This window comes from Acinetobacter lwoffii (assembly GCF_019343495.1).
GTDB lineage: Bacteria > Pseudomonadota > Gammaproteobacteria > Pseudomonadales > Moraxellaceae > Acinetobacter > Acinetobacter lwoffii_P.
The window spans coordinates 15,289-30,195 of sequence record NZ_CP072551.1; the positions used below are offsets into that span (position 1 = coordinate 15,289).

The following is a 14,907-nucleotide window of genomic DNA, read 5'->3' on the forward strand; positions in this document are numbered from 1 at the left end:
ACCCTAGGATAAAAACGACTCTGTTGCATAAAGGCTTTAGAGATAGATCTTCCCTAAGTTATCCAAATTCAAGTGACAACTTGGGTATGAGGTCTGCCTAATTTCTTAAATCTATTCAAAACGTAAGCGTTCGCTGAACACACCTTATGAACTCATCCTATAAGCCTTAATTTAGTCCCTACTTAAAAACAAGTGGGGACTAAATTTATGACTACAAATAACTAGGGTCTGTTGACATTTACTGTTCATAACTGGCAAAAGTTGAAAGTTATTCTGCGTAATTTATCCATTCACCACAACTCAAATTTACGCAATTTTATTGAAGCTATTCTCTATAGAATTAGAACAGGCTGTCCGTGGCGAGATATTCCTTGTTGTTTTGGTCATTCAAACTCTATTTTCAAACGTTTTAATCGTTGGTCAAGCAGCGGTAAGTTACTTAGATTATTCAAATTACTAGCCTCATGCCCCGATATGGAGTGGATTTTTATTGATGGCTCTCATGTACGTGCTCATCAACATTCTGCCGGCATAGCGAATCAATCTATTTCTAAAAGTGTAGGAGGAAACTCCTCAAAAATACATTTGATTGTTGATGCACATGGCAATCCTATTGATTTCATGATTACCGATGGAACCACACATGATGTTAAAGTTGCACCTGATTTAATATCAACATTAGATTTAAAAGAGACAAAAGTGGTATGTGCAGATAAAGGCTATGATTCAGAACCACTGCGTGAACAGATCAGGAAAACAGGGACTAAAGCGAATATACCAAAGAAAACAAATAGCCAATCGAACAATGACCATATGGACTGGTATTTATATAAAATCAGGCATTTAGTTGAAAATATGTTTTGTAGATTAAAGCAATTTAGAGGAATAGCTACTCGATATGACAAGCTCAAAAGAAATTATCAAAGTTCTGTTGCTTTAGCCTGTATATTTTTATGGCTACCTTTATAGGGTTAATTATGAACAGTAAATGTCAACAGACCCTAATCTTTTTATGATTTAGCCTAAGTATAATTCTTAGGCTATTTTTATAAACTATGATTCAAATTGCATAAAAATTTGTTTAGGCAATTGTCTTAAAAACTAGGTCCGTAATTGTAACTATTTTCTGGCGTGGACTCTTTGCGACTGCCACTTGATTGCACCGATTGATTTTTATAGAAATTATCAGCTCTATCTTCCTTATTTAATATACTAGGATCTTTAGGTTCTAAACTTAATCCTTTCATTGGAGATTTTGGTGAAGCACTGTCATTTTTAGCAGCCGAATCAACAGCTGGACTATTCTCAATTGACGTATTCACTTTTTGCTGAAGGGTAGTTTCAAATTTAATTTTGATATCCTCTGAATCAGCAATTTGTTGTACTTGCTTTTTAAACTCATCTGTTCCAAAAACTAAAACAACACCAAACTTTGCTCTCGCTAGGAATAAAGCATCACGGATATGCTCATGTTGATGACTAACAACTGTAATTTCTGATGTGTTTTTCGTTTCAAAAAATGCAACTTTTTTTTGGTCCAGATAAAATTTTTGTCCAAATTTGTATTCGATTACATAGTCTTTTCTAAAAAGAGATGTCATTTGGGATTGCTGATGAGATGTAGACATTTTCTTTGAAGATTCTAATGTATTCAAGCGTTCTCCTTCTTGTTTTTTCTGAAGCTTGAGTCTTCGAGTGTATTCAAAGTATTGCAGCATTTGCTCAAACTCAGATTCAGCTAAATTTTCAGGAAGTTTGATTGTTCTTTTTTTCTCAACCTTAGGCACGAGCTCTAATTCTAGTGTTGAAGATGAAGACTGAGAGTTGTGCTTTTGTTCTTTTGGCTGCTTGAGTGGAGAAATATGTAGATTAAAATAAAGTTGCCAACATTGTTCAATCTCAGATGAATTGAAATATTGCTTATTTAGTTCTTTATGCTGAGTATAAATCAGATTTTGGATCCTAAGCATGAGGAGATCCTGATCTTGCTTATTAATATCAGGCAACTTCTTTTCATCAACACATTTTTTTAATGTTGATTGCAGTGACTCCATTGGTAAACCGCAACAATTTAAGAGCAAACAAGTTTTAATAATGGCTGTACTTTGATTTGTGTGCGTGGATCTAAATTTTTTAAAGAGTTCAGTAAAACACGACTCGATATTGTTTTGAGAAAGACGTTCGAAACTTGGTAATACTCTCTCATGGTTTGTGTCGATAATCTGTTCTTTTTCTTTGAGATCTTTTACAGTGGCGTGGAACAATTCTTTAAATTCCGACGTACCCCTGAGCGTTCCTTTCTTTTTAGAATCAAGTGCTTTTATACATTGTTGTAGTCGGGTCACGGAATAATTACTGAACACCAGGATCCCATATCTATTTTGAATGGCTATCGGTTCATTCTGATCAAAGAGGATTTTTGCTTTTTCAATCTTAGGGTTATCTTGGCAAATAAAATTTTTAGATTGACGCTGATCAAATAAAAATTGTTGTTGCATAACCAAGTGATGTGAGAGGGGAAAAAGTTTTAAAAAATCTGGGTAAGACGTTATTTTCGAGGAATCAAAGTTTGGAGAAAGTGAAAAGTTTTTTTGTAGTGCTTCAGATGTCTCTTTACTCAAGCTTTTATGTTGATCGTTATATTCTTCTCTTTGTAATACTCTTGAATTTATTTGATCAGCATAGTGCTGGTAATGCAGCAGAGTAGAAATGACATCAGATGATTGCTCTGGAAATTTCTGCTGCCATTGTTTTAAAAAATAATTTTTATTGTGCTTATAAATTTCATTTTCAAATACAATTTCTTGATATTCATTTTTACGATTTTTACTGATTGAATCTTTTTCTACTTTTAGTTTTAGATAAATGTCATGAAGATCTTTAACTAGAAAATCTTCATTTTTAAATAAATGGTAAGAATGTAGCGTCGCTTTTGCTGATTGCACGTGCTGAACAGTATCACTTAATTTGATTAGAGGAATTATTTTGTGATCGACATCATGATGAGTAAAATCCCCCCATTGTTTTTCTAAGCTTTTTAGAGTGACTTGTTTATTACAAAATAAAGAGGCTTTAAAGGTGAGTGTTCGTTTTTCATTTGTCTGAATTTTAAAAATACTACCACTGCGTTTTTTTTCATACAAAATTCCAATTTTGGCTAATCGTTGGTGCCAGTCTTGCCAGTTTTTAGCACTGCTCATTACCTGCTGAATATCACGTTCAATATCGTATTGATAGTTTGTTGACTCTGCGATTTCACTACTTATTCGACTTTTTTGTTGATGTCGATATTCTTGATCTCTAATTTTTGAATAAATTTTTTCAGCATCAGGCTGAGGTAAATAATCTGGATTTTTTTCACATTGTCCCGTGTCATGCTTATAGATAAACATTGGATTAGGCTCTGGTTCCCAGCCCTGTTTGGCTTCAATTTCTGCAGCAGCTCGATGTACAGCGTTATAAATCCAACCACCTCCTAAATCGATAGCTTCATTTTCACTGTGTTTATTTTTTTTGTAGGGATGAACTTTATTGACGATTAAATGAAAGTGCACGTTGTCTGTATCTATATGCATTGCATATTGCATTTGCAGTTCTTCTGCACCCAGATGCTTCACCAAAATATCAATTTGTTCTTCTAATTGTTCAGTGGTTGGAACTTCAAATTTTTTAAAACTTCCGACCATATGTACGATTGGGTCAATCACACGAGAGTTCAAACTGGCCGTTTGTGACATTTCTATTTTTTGATAGTGAGGATCATCATCTAAAAAATTTCTCGAGTTTGAATAGACACATTTTTCAGAGAGTAAATTTTCATCAAAACCAGGATGAAGCTGATGAATATATTCAGACAAATGGTGAGCACGTGTCTGCTTCGGATGGTGAATATAATCCGATAATCCAGTCACCCGTTCTTCTACTGAAGACCCGATCATATTCGGAATGACTTTAATAATCATACTTTATCCAATCTATCATTGAGTTTACGCACAGTCATTTTGATCTCAGTGATGAGCTGTTCTATTTCCTCTAATTCATTCAAAATGAGTCGTGTATCTTTGAGTTTTTCCAAAATTTTTGTCAGCATAATTCCGAGGACTCTCACAGCATGAATGTTTCGTTGATCTAAAAACTTGGGCTGAGCATCAGTGAAAATTTTCAAGCGTATATAGTCCGATTGACTCATATGCAACGTCTCATAGGCATTCTTCATCTGTTGATATTCATCTTCTGTAATGCGAATAATGATTTGTTTTTTTCTTAATGATTTGTCTTTCATTTTTTCTACTGTATGCAAATTGAGACCGAGCGGAGCGAGCTCGAGATTTGTGAAATGGACGATGTGATATACATCGTCCCATCCTGTATATTTTTAGCGGTCAATGAATGAACTGAAGATGATGAAAATCATGCTTGTTTTTTCTTTTTTTTCTTAGCGCAAAAAGTTACATTCTTCAGTAATTTAAAAATCAAAAAAGGGTCATATTTTGCCATTTTTCTCAAAGTAGATATTTCGAATAATGATCTTGTAAATTTATTTTCAGGAAAAAATTTAATGCAAGATCAGAGTATTTTAAAATTCGATAGTGAAAATCAGGATGACAAAAGTCTTAAATTTTCAACAGATAATTCTTTTGAAGATAAAGTTCAAAAAGAAGAAAAGCATTCAAAACTTGTTGAGAAGAATCAAAAAATATATAGCAAAAATGATTCTAAAAACTTTGAAAACATTCTTCTTTGTTATATAAAAGAATTGAATGAAAAGACCATTACACGGAATCAATTGCTTACTCAGCATAAGAAAACTTTACTTCAACTCTTTGGTCTTGGTGCAACAACCGGAGAAGTACTAGACTTTCTAAAAAGAAACAATTTTGTGGGTATTACTGAGGAAACTTTAAAAGAGTTTTTAAAGAAGAAAAAATAAATTATGGTGTGAAGTAATCAATAAAAATTGCTTCACACAAAGCAATTGATCCCAACTGAAATAATTCTGTGTCAGCTTAATTCTAGACATATTCCAGGCTCTGTTCGGTAACATACTTGCACCGAGTGAAAGCTTTGCTTTGCCGAACCTACCATGTATCTGCTCGAGTGAATCCATGAAGATATTGTCTAAACCAACCCGCTTCATATCTGTGAACAAATCATAAGTATGCTTGGCTTTAGGCTCAAGACAAGTCAGTATCACGCCACACTTCTTGAAGCCAATATCTTTCTGATATAAGTCATCTATCATCTCAGTGGCGATCTTGCACAGCGTTAATACATTGTCGGTTGGCTCTGGCAAAGTGAGCGCTGCAGACTTGCTGTAATATGGAAATGTTTATCTGTATTAACTGGATTGTACGAAACCAATCATGTAACCACACAACAATCTTTCACCTCTTAGCCGAGATACCGCATCTTGTACATAGAACGCCATTGCTTCTTTCAGAGCGTCAATATGGTAAATCCTTTGACCAAAGGAACGACTCGCAAAAATTTGTTTTCTAGGGGCTTGAGTAGCTGCATACCAAGTAGCTCCGAATGTGTATTAGAAAGATTTAGATCCTGCAATAAAGCTGCTTCTTAAGGAAACTTTGAAGCTTTAGAATTATACGTATTCACGACTTTTGTAATTCCTTTTAATGCCTCCATTAGATCTGCTTCGACATATGAAAGGGAAGGCTGCTCAAGGTAATAACCCACATATTTGAGTGTTTCTTCGGATCACATCACTTTATAGCTATAATTTTTTTGTTCAAAAGTACCTCCTGAAGATATTTTTATGGACCGCTAGCTTTATAGGAATTGAGGTATCTAAACCTTATGCTGAAGAGATTCTACAGTATTGAGTACGGAAAGCAGCCCACTCATACTTTCCAGTTGTTCTATAGGAATTCCTCCAGTCAATAGATTGGGCGAGTTGAGAAAATGGTGCATCCACTTGATATCACCACCATTCAGATGATATAGAGCCTTGTAAATCCGAATGAGGATTAATGCTATTTCTCCTTGTTTAGAATTAGGATCTAGCATTAGACTTGAATCAGATAAAACCATATCAACGCATTCAAGATGCAGAATTCGGCACTGTTGCAAATAGAGATTTGAGTCGATGATGTTCCCTTTAAAAAGTACTTAGAGACCGAAAACCCTGTTGATTAGACACACTTCACCCTGAGGCTGACCATAATAAAATGACGATGCTTGTCCTTTACGTAGTGCACGCATGACTTCAATACCTTTAATTGTGGCATAAGCCGTCTTCATAGATTTGAATCCTAATGTGGCCCTGATGATCCGCTTTAGCTTGCCATGATCACATTCAATCACGTTATTTTTATACTTAATCTGCCTGTGCTCAAGGTCTGGTGGACATTTACCTTCCCGTTTTAACCGTGATAAAGCACGTCCATATGTGGGTGCTTTATCCGTGTTGATCACTTGTGGAATTTGCCACTTCTTCACATTATTTAAAATTTTTCCAAGAAAACAATATGCTGATTTGGTATTACGTCTAGAAGAAAGATAAAAATCAATGGTATCGCCACGTTGATCGACTGCACGATACAGATAAGACCATCGTCCATTCACTTTTACATAGGTTTCATCAATATGCCACGAGCTCAGATCTGTAGGATTACGCCAATACCAGCGTAAACGTTTTTCTATTTCAGGAGCATAACGTTGAACCCAACGGTAAATAGTCGTGTGATCAACATTCACACCCCGTTCGGCCAGCATTTCCTGCAGTTCACGATAGCTAATGCCATATTTACAATACCAGCGCACAGCCCAAAGAATGATTTCGCCCTGAAAATGCCGACCATGGAAAGGATTCATATGCTGCACCTTTAGCTAAAACAGTCTTAAGCTTACCATTCGTGGTTATTTGCAACAGTGCCCTTACTTCAAAGCCAAAATTTTTCGGGCACCATTAAGTACGAATAAAGAAACCAGTATGCCAATGATTAAGTCTGGATAAGCTGATCCGGTCCACGCCACGAGTACACCGGCAAATATAACGCCCATATTTACGACAACGTCATTCGCCGAGAAAATCCAACTGGCTTTCATATGTGCGCCATCTTCTCGATGACCAGAAATAAGATATAAGCATGTCACGTTAGCTATAAGTGCGAGCAGGCCAATAACAATCATGAGCGTTGATTCTGGCTCGCTTCCAAACATGAATCGTCTAATGACATCAACAATCACGATAACAGCAAGTAATAACTGAATCCAACCTGCGAAATGGGCTGCTTTTATTTGATATTTCGCAGCTTTTCCGACGGCATATAGTGCAATACCATAAACGGCTGCATCGGCAAACATATCTAGAGAATCAGCAATCAATCCTGTAGACGCAGCAATAATACCGCTGATGAATTCTATAAAGAAAAGTAGAGCATTAATACCTAATAACAGTTTAAGTACTTTAGCTTGTCTCACAGGATCAGGTTCATTAGGTATATCGCCTGAAGAAAGCTGTATTTCATCAAGTTTCGCCCCAAAACCCAGTCCTTCGAGTTTAGCCGTAATTTGCTGAATCCCTTCATTATGGAAGACTTTCAGTTTTCGATTGGGAAGATCAAAAGTAAGACCTTTAACTGCTTCAATATCTGCAAGAGCCATACGGACCATTTGCTCTTCAGCAGAGCAATCCATTTTAGGAATGGTGTAGGTACTTGTTTGCTTAGCCTGTTGATTGCTTATATAAGTTTCAGTCTTCACAAGCTTTGCACCAAAACCCAAAGCTTCAAGTTTGGTGGTTATATTTTCATCTTTTTGATTATGTAGAACCTTTAAAGAACGGTTAGGTAAATCAAAGATGAGTTTTTGAACACCATCAATTGAAGATAGCGCCATACGAACCATCTGTTCTTCCGCAGAACAATCCATTTTGGGAACTAAGTATTCACTCATGTAGTGCGAATCTTTTAAAACGTCTTCAGTGCTTAAATTTTCTTTGGGATCAGAACCACAACAGGATTGAGCGGTATCTTCACAACTGTTTGAAGTGTTACAGCAAGGAGATGAAGATTTTTTTTCTTCCTCTTCACCACAACAGCTAAGCGTATTATCACAATTCTTTGAATTGTTTGCTTCTGCAATTGATGGATGATTTTCTTGTTGAGATTTCTTATCTTCGCATGGTGTTTCTTTACTACATCCACAACCACTCATAATTATACCCATTAAAAAAATTATAAACTTTGAATATTAGAATCCCTATAGTTACTATAGAGTCAAGAATCTTTGGAAATACTAACTCAATGCATTTAAAAATTGGTGAACTCTCTAAAAAAACCTCATGTTCAGTATTAACAATTAGGTTTTATGAAAAGGAAGGTTTAATTCCGGAACCGGAAAGAACGGAAGGAAATTACCGCCTTTACGATGTAGGCTATGTTGAGCGAATTAAATTTATTTTGAATTGCCGAACTTTAAATATGAGTTTGAATGAAATTCGTCAATTACTTACCTATAAAGACAAACCTGAGAAAAATTGTTCAGATGTGAATGAATTAATTGACTTACATGTCAGTGCTATCAGAGAAAATATAATCAAGCAACAAAAGCTTATTGAACAACTATCTGATTTAAGAGGTACTTGTGATGGTTTATGTACAATTGACCAATGTGGGGTTTTAAAAAATCTAGCTTGATTATCTAGACCTATGCTTTTTTCAAAAAATCGGCACTGTTGCAAATAACCACGAATGGTAAGCTGAAGACTGTTTTAGCTAAAGGTGCAGCATATGAATCCTTTCCATGGTCGGCATTTTCAGGGCGAAATCATTCTTTGGGCTGTGCGCTGGTATTGTAAATATGGCATTAGCTATCGTGAACTGCAGGAAATGCTGGCCGAACGGGGTGTGAATGTTGATCACACGACTATTTACCGTTGGGTTCAACGTTATACGAATCTAAAAATGGGAGCCTATAGCTCCCATTTTTATTGTTAAACGTTGAATCCTATATGTTTTCCTGTTGGAAGCTCTACATCAATACGGAGCTTCCCACCCATTGCCTCAACATACTTTTTCATGGTTGAAATCTTAAGATCATTGCCACGATTTTCTATTGCTGAAAGCGATGGCTGTTTTATTCCCAAAGTTTCAGCAAGTTCTTTTTGAGAAATTTCAAGTTCTTCACGAATAAGATGAAGCTGATTTTCTAGCAGTAATTCATCTGCCATTTTTTGAATACGGGCTTGGCTCTCTGGAGAGCGGCTAGCTAACAATTCTTGCAGAGTCTTAGCCATTAGATTTATCTCCTAGGGTGGTGAGATGAAGTTGGTATTGTTCATCTGCAATATCCAGCATGTCTTTATAAAAACGCTTTTTACCGCCTTTATCAGCAATACATAGAACAATAGCCTGTCGTAAGGGATCAAATGCGAAGAAAGCTCTCAGTGGTTTACCTCGATGTTGAACACGAAGCTCTTTCATGTTGGTAAATTTAGAGTCATAGACAGTATCTACTAAAGGGCGGCCTAAACTTGGTCCTTGCTGCTGTAGAACAACCAGGGCAGCCAGAACCTTCTCTTGTGTTGATTCGTCTTGCTGTTCAAGCCACTGATTAAATAGATCTGTCGTAATGACTGTCCACATACCACAACCAAAATATAGATTATAGTCTATATTTTAGGAGCATTATGCTTGTTTTGCAAATGAGAAAGGATAAACAATAAAAAACCCCGGCATCCTGCCGGGGTTTTTTGTATTGGTTCGCTCGGTATAACTCCTGTCGTACCTTACAGTCCTTGTGCTTATCTCTTGTTATTCTTGTATGGAACTTCCTGTTCCCGATGAGTTCATCATAGGAAAATTCCACTGTCCCAGGTAGCCGCAAAGGGCCGAGATTTATGTACGCCAGAGCGTACAAAATAGCCTAAATTTTATCCACAAAAAATGTGGATAATTTTAAGCATTCAAGCATTGATAAAATTTAAAAAATCGCAAAATCGACTACTTTTTAAACAAATTTATTGGCAAGAACTATCAAAACTGCTCATAAAAAAGCCGACTTGTTTCAAAATCGGCTTTTTGCGGTTTTTATGATCAGGATGAATTTTTTAAGTTATTGATTTAAATGTTAATATACAAGTGTATTTCGTATAATCGCCATTATGTTAAATGGGTGGATTATTTTCATTAATGATCCCAAAAGCTTTTCTCCATGCCTGAGGGCTGGTGCCATATTTTTCACGAAAATTTTTTCTAAATGACACGGTATTATTAAAACCTGAAAGCTCGGTTATCTTTTCGATAGACAAGTTTGTCGTTTCTAAAAGTTCACAACTTAATCTGATTCTTTCAGTATTCAGCCAATCGACTAGGGTCATGCCTGTCGCTTTCTTAAAATGCCGTGTGAACGTCCTGCGTGTCATATGTGTCCGTTCAGCGAGGCTTTCAATATTATGTTGTAAAGCTAAATTCTTTCTTAAAAAATCAAGTAATACATTAATTTGTGCATCTTGGCTCGATTCTGCGACTGGCTGTTCAATAAACTGAGCTTGCCCACCTTCACGGTGAGGCGGGATCACCATTACTCTAGAGACTTTATTCGCAATTCGTGCATTATAGATTTCTCGTACCAAATATAGGCAGCAGTCTAATGCTGCACCTGTTCCAGCAGAGGTTACAATCCTTTGGTCTTCTACATACAGGGCATCATGATCAAGTTGAACCTGTGGAAACCGCTCACTGAAATCTTGTTCAGCCATCCAGTGCGTAGCTGCTTTTTTATGGTCAAGTAAACCAGCATATGCCAGTGCATAAGTTCCATAGCATAACCCTACAATTCTAATTCCAGTCTGATATGCACAATTTAGGGCATCGATAAGTACTTGTTCAGGCTCGTGATTAAAATCATCCCACCCAGGAATAATAATAAGATCCGACTCTTTAATGAGCTCGACCCCACCATCAGGGATAATCATCATAGACTGTTCTGTTGTTACGGGCTGGCCATCTATAGAAAAAATTTTCAGATCAAATAAGGGTTTATCTTCAATCTTGATATTGAAAATGATATGGGGGATAGAGAAGTGAAATGGATTTATATTGGGATAAACGAACAATCCAATCACTGGTATAGCCATTCGATCTACCTCTCTAAAATAATAAATATAGCATGTTGTCCCAATAGTTTCGATGATTGTCCTTAAGGACAATTTTTTTGTTTGATGATTTCTATCATGATTCAAGTATGACTAAATGATTGGATCTAGAACATGAATAAAATTTTAAGTAGCTCTGTTATTGCACTCTCTCTGGCAATGGCTTCAGTCCATTTATATGCGAATGATAAAGTGGTTCAGCGAGATACCTCTAAAGTGACGCATATACAAGAAATTCGCAATGCAACGATTAAAGTAACCTATGCTGATACGACTTTTTTAATTGACCCAATGTTTGCTAAAAAAGGGTTCTATGAAGGTTTTCCTGATACTCATCGTAGCTATTTACGGAATCCATTAGTCGATTTGCCTATTAAGCCTGAAACGATTTTAGAAGGTGTAGATGCGGTAATCGTGACCCATACACATTTAGATCATTGGGATGATGCAGCACAAGCGACTATTCCGAAAAACATGCCGTTGTTTGTACAAAATACAGAAGACCAAAAAGTCATTCAGTCACAAGGCTTCAAAGATGTTCGTGTATTAACGCAAGCAACTTTTGAAGGGATTAAGCTCACTAAAACTGGTGGTCAACACGGTACTGATGCCATGTACCGTATTCCTAAGCTTAAAGCTGGATTAGGCGAAGCAATGGGTGTGGTATTTGAAGCTGCGGGCCATGAAATGGTTTATGTAGCTGGTGATACCATCTGGCGTTCTGAAGTTGATCAAGCGATTCAAACATTTAAACCTGATGTGATTGTATTGAATACAGGTAACGCCTTGGTTAATGGCTTTAAAGAATCCATTATTATGGGTAAAGAAGATACTTATCGCGCAACTCAGAAAGCACCAAATGCCAAAGTTATTGCTGTTCACATGGATGCCATTAACCACATGTCGGTAACACGTGCTCAGCTTGCAGAATATGTAAAAGACAAAGGAATTCAAGATAAGGTTTTAATTCCTATCGATGGTGAAACACTTTCTTTCTAAAGTAACTTAAAGAAATGGAATACTTCCACTTCTTTAAAAACCTAAGTAGAACAAAACAAATATTAGTTAAGTAAAGGAACAGATATGTCAAAATCAGCTTTATTAGTTATCGACTTACAAAATGAATATCTACCTACAGGTAAATTACCATTGGTAAATATTGAACAAGCTGCTGCTAATGCAGTGAAAGTAATTGCGAAAGCCCGTCAACAGGGTACTCAAGTGATTCATGTCCAACATATTGCTGATGCTGAATCTCCTATATTTGAACCTAGCTCAAATGGTATTGAATTTCAGGACACAGTTAAGCCGCAAGAAGATGAATCTGTGATCATTAAAAATCACATCAATGCGTTCTTAAACACGAATCTCAAAGAAATTTTAGATAGCAATCAAGTGACTGAGTTAGTCGTGATTGGTGCTATGACGCATATGTGTGTTGATGCTGCTGTTCGTGCTGCTTCTGATTTTGGTTATAAGGTAAAAGTGATACATGATGCTTGTGCAACACTAGACTTGGAATTTAATGGCGTTAAAGTACCTGCTGGTCATGTCCATGCAACATTAATGGCCGCTTTTGAATTTGCATATGCTCAAGTAATATCAACTGAAGATTATGTTAGCTAAAGACTAAGATTTCCTAAAATTAACATAATACACGTTATTCGAAGTCAAAAATGGGAGCCTTTAGCTCCCATTTTTACTATATTTTTTAATTAGCTAAGAGCTTCTCTAACAAAAGAAGGATCTTTGATAAACAGCTTAATTAAGGATTGTGCTGCTTTAGATGGTTTACGTACACCTTGTTCCCAACTTTCCAAAGTACGCACAGATACACCTAAAGTTTCGGCAAATTCACGTTGGCTTAACTCTGATTTTTGGCGAGCTAAAGCGACATCAGTCTGAGTAATGGTATAAGTTTTGACTGGAGCATTGGCAAGCATTTCATCTACTGCCATAAGTAATTCAGCACCAATATCTCGTTCAGCATCACGGCTTACAATATCATTTGAGCGATTCATTTAACTTCTCCACTAAAGCACGTAGTACTTTTTTATCGAGTTGATCAACAGCAGATTTCCCATAAATGGTAAGTAACCATATTTGTCCATTAGCTAGACGGTTGTAATAGATTACTCTGACTCCACCGCTTTTACCTGTCTTACCAGATCCCCAACGAACTTTACGTATTCCTCCTGAGTTAGGTTGGCACTGTTGCAAATAGAGATTTGAGTCGATGATGTTCCCTTTAAAAAGTACTTAGAGACCGAAAACCCTGTTGATTAGACACACTTCACCCTGAGGCTGACCATAATAAAATGACGATGCTTGTCCTTTACGTAGTGCACGCATGACTTCAATACCTTTAATTGTGGCATAAGCCGTCTTCATAGATTTGAATCCTAATGTGGCCCTGATGATCCGCTTTAGCTTGCCATGATCACATTCAATCACGTTATTTTTATACTTAATCTGCCTGTGCTCAAGGTCTGGTGGACATTTACCTTCCCGTTTTAACCGTGATAAAGCACGTCCATATGTGGGTGCTTTATCCGTGTTGATCACTTGTGGAATTTGCCACTTCTTCACATTATTTAAAATTTTTCCAAGAAAACAATATGCTGATTTGGTATTACGTCTAGAAGAAAGATAAAAATCAATGGTATCGCCACGTTGATCGACTGCACGATACAGATAAGACCATCGTCCATTCACTTTTACATAGGTTTCATCAATATGCCACGAGCTCAGATCTGTAGGATTACGCCAATACCAGCGTAAACGTTTTTCTATTTCAGGAGCATAACGTTGAACCCAACGGTAAATAGTCGTGTGATCAACATTCACACCCCGTTCGGCCAGCATTTCCTGCAGTTCACGATAGCTAATGCCATATTTACAATACCAGCGCACAGCCCAAAGAATGATTTCGCCCTGAAAATGCCGACCATGGAAAGGATTCATATGCTGCACCTTTAGCTAAAACAGTCTTAAGCTTACCATTCGTGGTTATTTGCAACAGTGCCAAATTTTCTTGGTGAAAAGCCTTCTTTTCTTGACTCAAGCATTAATGCAGTACGATCTTCAAAGTTAAGATGATGGTATGACAATTTTATATACTCCATACCCTTTAAATTAATTAGGTGGTTTATGTCGCACTTCAAGTTTTACTCTGCCTTGCCTCTAATATTATTGAGAAACTGATTGATCAAAGTATTTCAAATTAAGAAATAAATAATTTTATATTTAGCTCTGATGGGATAACCATCAGGGTATTTTTTTGTCATTAAAATCTAATTTGAGACATCATTATGAATGATTTTTTTTAGAAACGAATCGAAGCATCAAAATCAATGACATTGAAGTTCGTCAGATACAGATGAAAGACTTCGATACCTGGGCAATCCATACTGAGCCGTTAAAGAACTTCATTAAAGACCAAAATCATTCAAGTGTACAACCATGGCATGTGTTACTGATCTGAACAATGAATCACTGGTAGAATTTGCTGCTGAGGAACATGGATTTAAAGAGCTACTTAGTGAAGTCATGAAAATGAATTACGGTGCATTTCAAAACTATGTTATCGCTTGAACTGAGGATCAGAAAGCTTGTTTGAATTGATGTATTTCATCCGCAGATTATGCGCGAATGCTAAGAAATCTGGAGTTCGAATATTAACCAAAAAGAAGATCATTTCTTGATTTATGCGAGAGATCTATTTTATTTTTATATTTATAAGGCTAAACTTGCCTTCAATTTAATACTGGTATGTACCACTTAATTTTAGG

General features: G+C 36.4%; 16 protein-coding genes and 4 pseudogenes. 7 read left to right on the plus strand and 13 right to left on the minus strand.

Annotated elements, in window-relative coordinates:
• Positions 1 to 228: 228 nt before the first annotated feature.
• Positions 229 to 988: pseudogene (locus J7649_RS15570) on the plus strand (IS5-like element ISAba31 family transposase).
• Between the two features lie 106 nt (positions 989 to 1,094).
• Here J7649_RS15570 and J7649_RS15575 read toward each other — a convergent pair.
• Complete coding sequence (locus J7649_RS15575; RefSeq protein WP_219310210.1) at positions 1,095 to 3,962, minus strand: relaxase/mobilization nuclease domain-containing protein; 2,868 nt, start codon at positions 3,960 to 3,962, stop codon at positions 1,095 to 1,097.
• Entirely contained in the window at positions 3,959 to 4,282 is a 324-nt protein-coding gene (locus tag J7649_RS15580) for a plasmid mobilization protein (protein WP_219310211.1), read from the minus strand. Before J7649_RS15580 ends, J7649_RS15575 begins: the two co-directional genes overlap by 4 nt.
• 276 nt (positions 4,283 to 4,558) lie before the next feature.
• Here J7649_RS15580 and J7649_RS15585 point away from each other — a divergent pair, with 276 nt between their 5' ends.
• Entirely contained in the window at positions 4,559 to 4,930 is a 372-nt protein-coding gene (locus tag J7649_RS15585) for a hypothetical protein (RefSeq protein WP_219310212.1), read from the plus strand.
• Here J7649_RS15585 and J7649_RS17040 read toward each other — a convergent pair.
• The 5 genes and pseudogenes from J7649_RS17040 to J7649_RS15600 all read right to left on the minus strand — a co-directional run bounded on the left by J7649_RS17040 (position 4,913) and on the right by J7649_RS15600 (position 8,175).
• Positions 4,913 to 5,137: a DUF4113 domain-containing protein gene (locus J7649_RS17040; protein WP_476760503.1), complete on the minus strand. Its 225-nt coding sequence runs from the start codon at positions 5,135 to 5,137 to the stop codon at positions 4,913 to 4,915. The genes J7649_RS15585 and J7649_RS17040 overlap by 18 nt on opposite strands.
• Before the next feature lie 24 nt (positions 5,138 to 5,161).
• A pseudogene (locus J7649_RS17045) lies at positions 5,162 to 5,488 on the minus strand (DinB/UmuC family translesion DNA polymerase); the annotation flags it as partial.
• A gap of 317 nt (positions 5,489 to 5,805) precedes the next feature.
• The gene (locus J7649_RS16955; protein WP_338026417.1) at positions 5,806 to 6,048 is read right to left on the minus strand and encodes an antitoxin Xre/MbcA/ParS toxin-binding domain-containing protein; all 243 of its coding nucleotides are present in this window, start codon (positions 6,046 to 6,048) and stop codon (positions 5,806 to 5,808) included.
• 78 nt (positions 6,049 to 6,126) lie between these two features.
• On the minus strand, positions 6,127 to 6,831 hold the full coding sequence (locus J7649_RS15595; protein WP_001067784.1) for an IS6-like element IS1006 family transposase: 705 nt from the start codon (positions 6,829 to 6,831) through the stop codon (positions 6,127 to 6,129).
• A gap of 63 nt (positions 6,832 to 6,894) precedes the next feature.
• Positions 6,895 to 8,175 carry a cation efflux transmembrane domain-containing protein gene (locus tag J7649_RS15600; RefSeq protein WP_005093338.1) on the minus strand — a complete coding sequence of 427 codons (1,281 nt, stop codon included), beginning with the start codon at positions 8,173 to 8,175 and terminating at the stop codon, positions 6,895 to 6,897.
• A gap of 89 nt (positions 8,176 to 8,264) precedes the next feature.
• Here J7649_RS15600 and cadR point away from each other — a divergent pair, with 89 nt between their 5' ends.
• On the plus strand, positions 8,265 to 8,657 hold the full coding sequence (cadR, locus tag J7649_RS15605; RefSeq protein WP_000550240.1) for a Cd(II)/Pb(II)-responsive transcriptional regulator: 393 nt from the start codon (positions 8,265 to 8,267) through the stop codon (positions 8,655 to 8,657).
• Positions 8,658 to 8,750: 93 nt separating this feature from the next.
• Positions 8,751 to 8,912 (plus strand): annotated as a pseudogene (locus J7649_RS15610) (IS6 family transposase); the annotation flags it as partial.
• Positions 8,913 to 8,953: 41 nt separating this feature from the next.
• Here J7649_RS15610 and J7649_RS15615 read toward each other — a convergent pair.
• The 3 genes from J7649_RS15615 to J7649_RS15625 form a co-directional block, all read right to left on the minus strand.
• Positions 8,954 to 9,256: a helix-turn-helix domain-containing protein gene (locus J7649_RS15615; RefSeq protein ID WP_001140620.1), complete on the minus strand. Its 303-nt coding sequence runs from the start codon at positions 9,254 to 9,256 to the stop codon at positions 8,954 to 8,956.
• A complete protein-coding gene (locus J7649_RS15620; RefSeq protein ID WP_103857265.1) occupies positions 9,249 to 9,605 on the minus strand; it encodes a type II toxin-antitoxin system RelE/ParE family toxin in 357 nt (118 codons plus the stop codon). Before J7649_RS15620 ends, J7649_RS15615 begins: the two co-directional genes overlap by 8 nt.
• A gap of 521 nt (positions 9,606 to 10,126) precedes the next feature.
• Positions 10,127 to 11,098 carry a GlxA family transcriptional regulator gene (locus J7649_RS15625; RefSeq protein ID WP_005176780.1) on the minus strand — a complete coding sequence of 324 codons (972 nt, stop codon included), beginning with the start codon at positions 11,096 to 11,098 and terminating at the stop codon, positions 10,127 to 10,129.
• A gap of 132 nt (positions 11,099 to 11,230) precedes the next feature.
• On the opposite strand from J7649_RS15625, the gene J7649_RS15630 reads away from it, so the two are divergent.
• A complete protein-coding gene (locus tag J7649_RS15630; RefSeq protein ID WP_178929016.1) occupies positions 11,231 to 12,115 on the plus strand; it encodes an MBL fold metallo-hydrolase in 885 nt (294 codons plus the stop codon).
• 84 nt (positions 12,116 to 12,199) lie between these two features.
• Complete coding sequence (locus tag J7649_RS15635; protein ID WP_004637127.1) at positions 12,200 to 12,742, plus strand: cysteine hydrolase family protein; 543 nt, start codon at positions 12,200 to 12,202, stop codon at positions 12,740 to 12,742.
• Between the two features lie 89 nt (positions 12,743 to 12,831).
• On the opposite strand, the gene J7649_RS15640 is transcribed toward J7649_RS15635, so the two are convergent.
• The 3 genes and pseudogenes from J7649_RS15640 to J7649_RS15645 all read right to left on the minus strand — a co-directional run bounded on the left by J7649_RS15640 (position 12,832) and on the right by J7649_RS15645 (position 14,080).
• Positions 12,832 to 13,137 carry a helix-turn-helix domain-containing protein gene (locus tag J7649_RS15640; protein ID WP_005020909.1) on the minus strand — a complete coding sequence of 102 codons (306 nt, stop codon included), beginning with the start codon at positions 13,135 to 13,137 and terminating at the stop codon, positions 12,832 to 12,834.
• Positions 13,121 to 13,324, minus strand: a pseudogene (locus tag J7649_RS16840) (transcriptional regulator); the annotation flags it as partial. The gene J7649_RS15640 and the pseudogene J7649_RS16840, both read right to left, overlap by 17 nt.
• Before the next feature lie 51 nt (positions 13,325 to 13,375).
• Positions 13,376 to 14,080 (minus strand): IS6-like element IS1006 family transposase, encoded by a 705-nt coding sequence (locus J7649_RS15645; protein ID WP_001067784.1) that lies wholly within the window; start codon positions 14,078 to 14,080, stop codon positions 13,376 to 13,378.
• 498 nt (positions 14,081 to 14,578) lie between these two features.
• On the opposite strand from J7649_RS15645, the gene J7649_RS16925 reads away from it, so the two are divergent.
• On the plus strand, positions 14,579 to 14,710 hold the full coding sequence (locus tag J7649_RS16925) for a hypothetical protein (RefSeq protein ID WP_005100775.1): 132 nt from the start codon (positions 14,579 to 14,581) through the stop codon (positions 14,708 to 14,710).
• The last annotated feature ends 197 nt before the right edge of the window (positions 14,711 to 14,907 follow it).

Coding starts and splice junctions, on each gene's coding strand:
- J7649_RS15615 (WP_001140620.1), bottom strand. CDS start 9,256: ATGGCTAAGACTCTGCAAGAATTGTTAGCTAGCCGCTCTCCAGAGAGC.
- J7649_RS15585 (WP_219310212.1), top strand. CDS start 4,559: ATGCAAGATCAGAGTATTTTAAAATTCGATAGTGAAAATCAGGATGAC.
- J7649_RS15635 (WP_004637127.1), top strand. CDS start 12,200: ATGTCAAAATCAGCTTTATTAGTTATCGACTTACAAAATGAATATCTA.
- J7649_RS15625 (WP_005176780.1), bottom strand. CDS start 11,098: ATGGCTATACCAGTGATTGGATTGTTCGTTTATCCCAATATAAATCCA.
- J7649_RS15575 (WP_219310210.1), bottom strand. CDS start 3,962: ATGATTATTAAAGTCATTCCGAATATGATCGGGTCTTCAGTAGAAGAA.
- J7649_RS15600 (WP_005093338.1), bottom strand. CDS start 8,175: ATGAGTGGTTGTGGATGTAGTAAAGAAACACCATGCGAAGATAAGAAA.
- J7649_RS17040 (WP_476760503.1), bottom strand. CDS start 5,137: ATGAAGCGGGTTGGTTTAGACAATATCTTCATGGATTCACTCGAGCAG.
- J7649_RS16955 (WP_338026417.1), bottom strand. CDS start 6,048: ATGGTTTTATCTGATTCAAGTCTAATGCTAGATCCTAATTCTAAACAA.
- J7649_RS15580 (WP_219310211.1), bottom strand. CDS start 4,282: ATGAAAGACAAATCATTAAGAAAAAAACAAATCATTATTCGCATTACA.
- J7649_RS15620 (WP_103857265.1), bottom strand. CDS start 9,605: ATGTGGACAGTCATTACGACAGATCTATTTAATCAGTGGCTTGAACAG.
- J7649_RS15630 (WP_178929016.1), top strand. CDS start 11,231: ATGAATAAAATTTTAAGTAGCTCTGTTATTGCACTCTCTCTGGCAATG.
- J7649_RS16925 (WP_005100775.1), top strand. CDS start 14,579: ATGGCATGTGTTACTGATCTGAACAATGAATCACTGGTAGAATTTGCT.
- cadR (WP_000550240.1), top strand. CDS start 8,265: ATGCATTTAAAAATTGGTGAACTCTCTAAAAAAACCTCATGTTCAGTA.
- J7649_RS15595 (WP_001067784.1), bottom strand. CDS start 6,831: ATGAATCCTTTCCATGGTCGGCATTTTCAGGGCGAAATCATTCTTTGG.
- J7649_RS15640 (WP_005020909.1), bottom strand. CDS start 13,137: ATGAATCGCTCAAATGATATTGTAAGCCGTGATGCTGAACGAGATATT.
- J7649_RS15645 (WP_001067784.1), bottom strand. CDS start 14,080: ATGAATCCTTTCCATGGTCGGCATTTTCAGGGCGAAATCATTCTTTGG.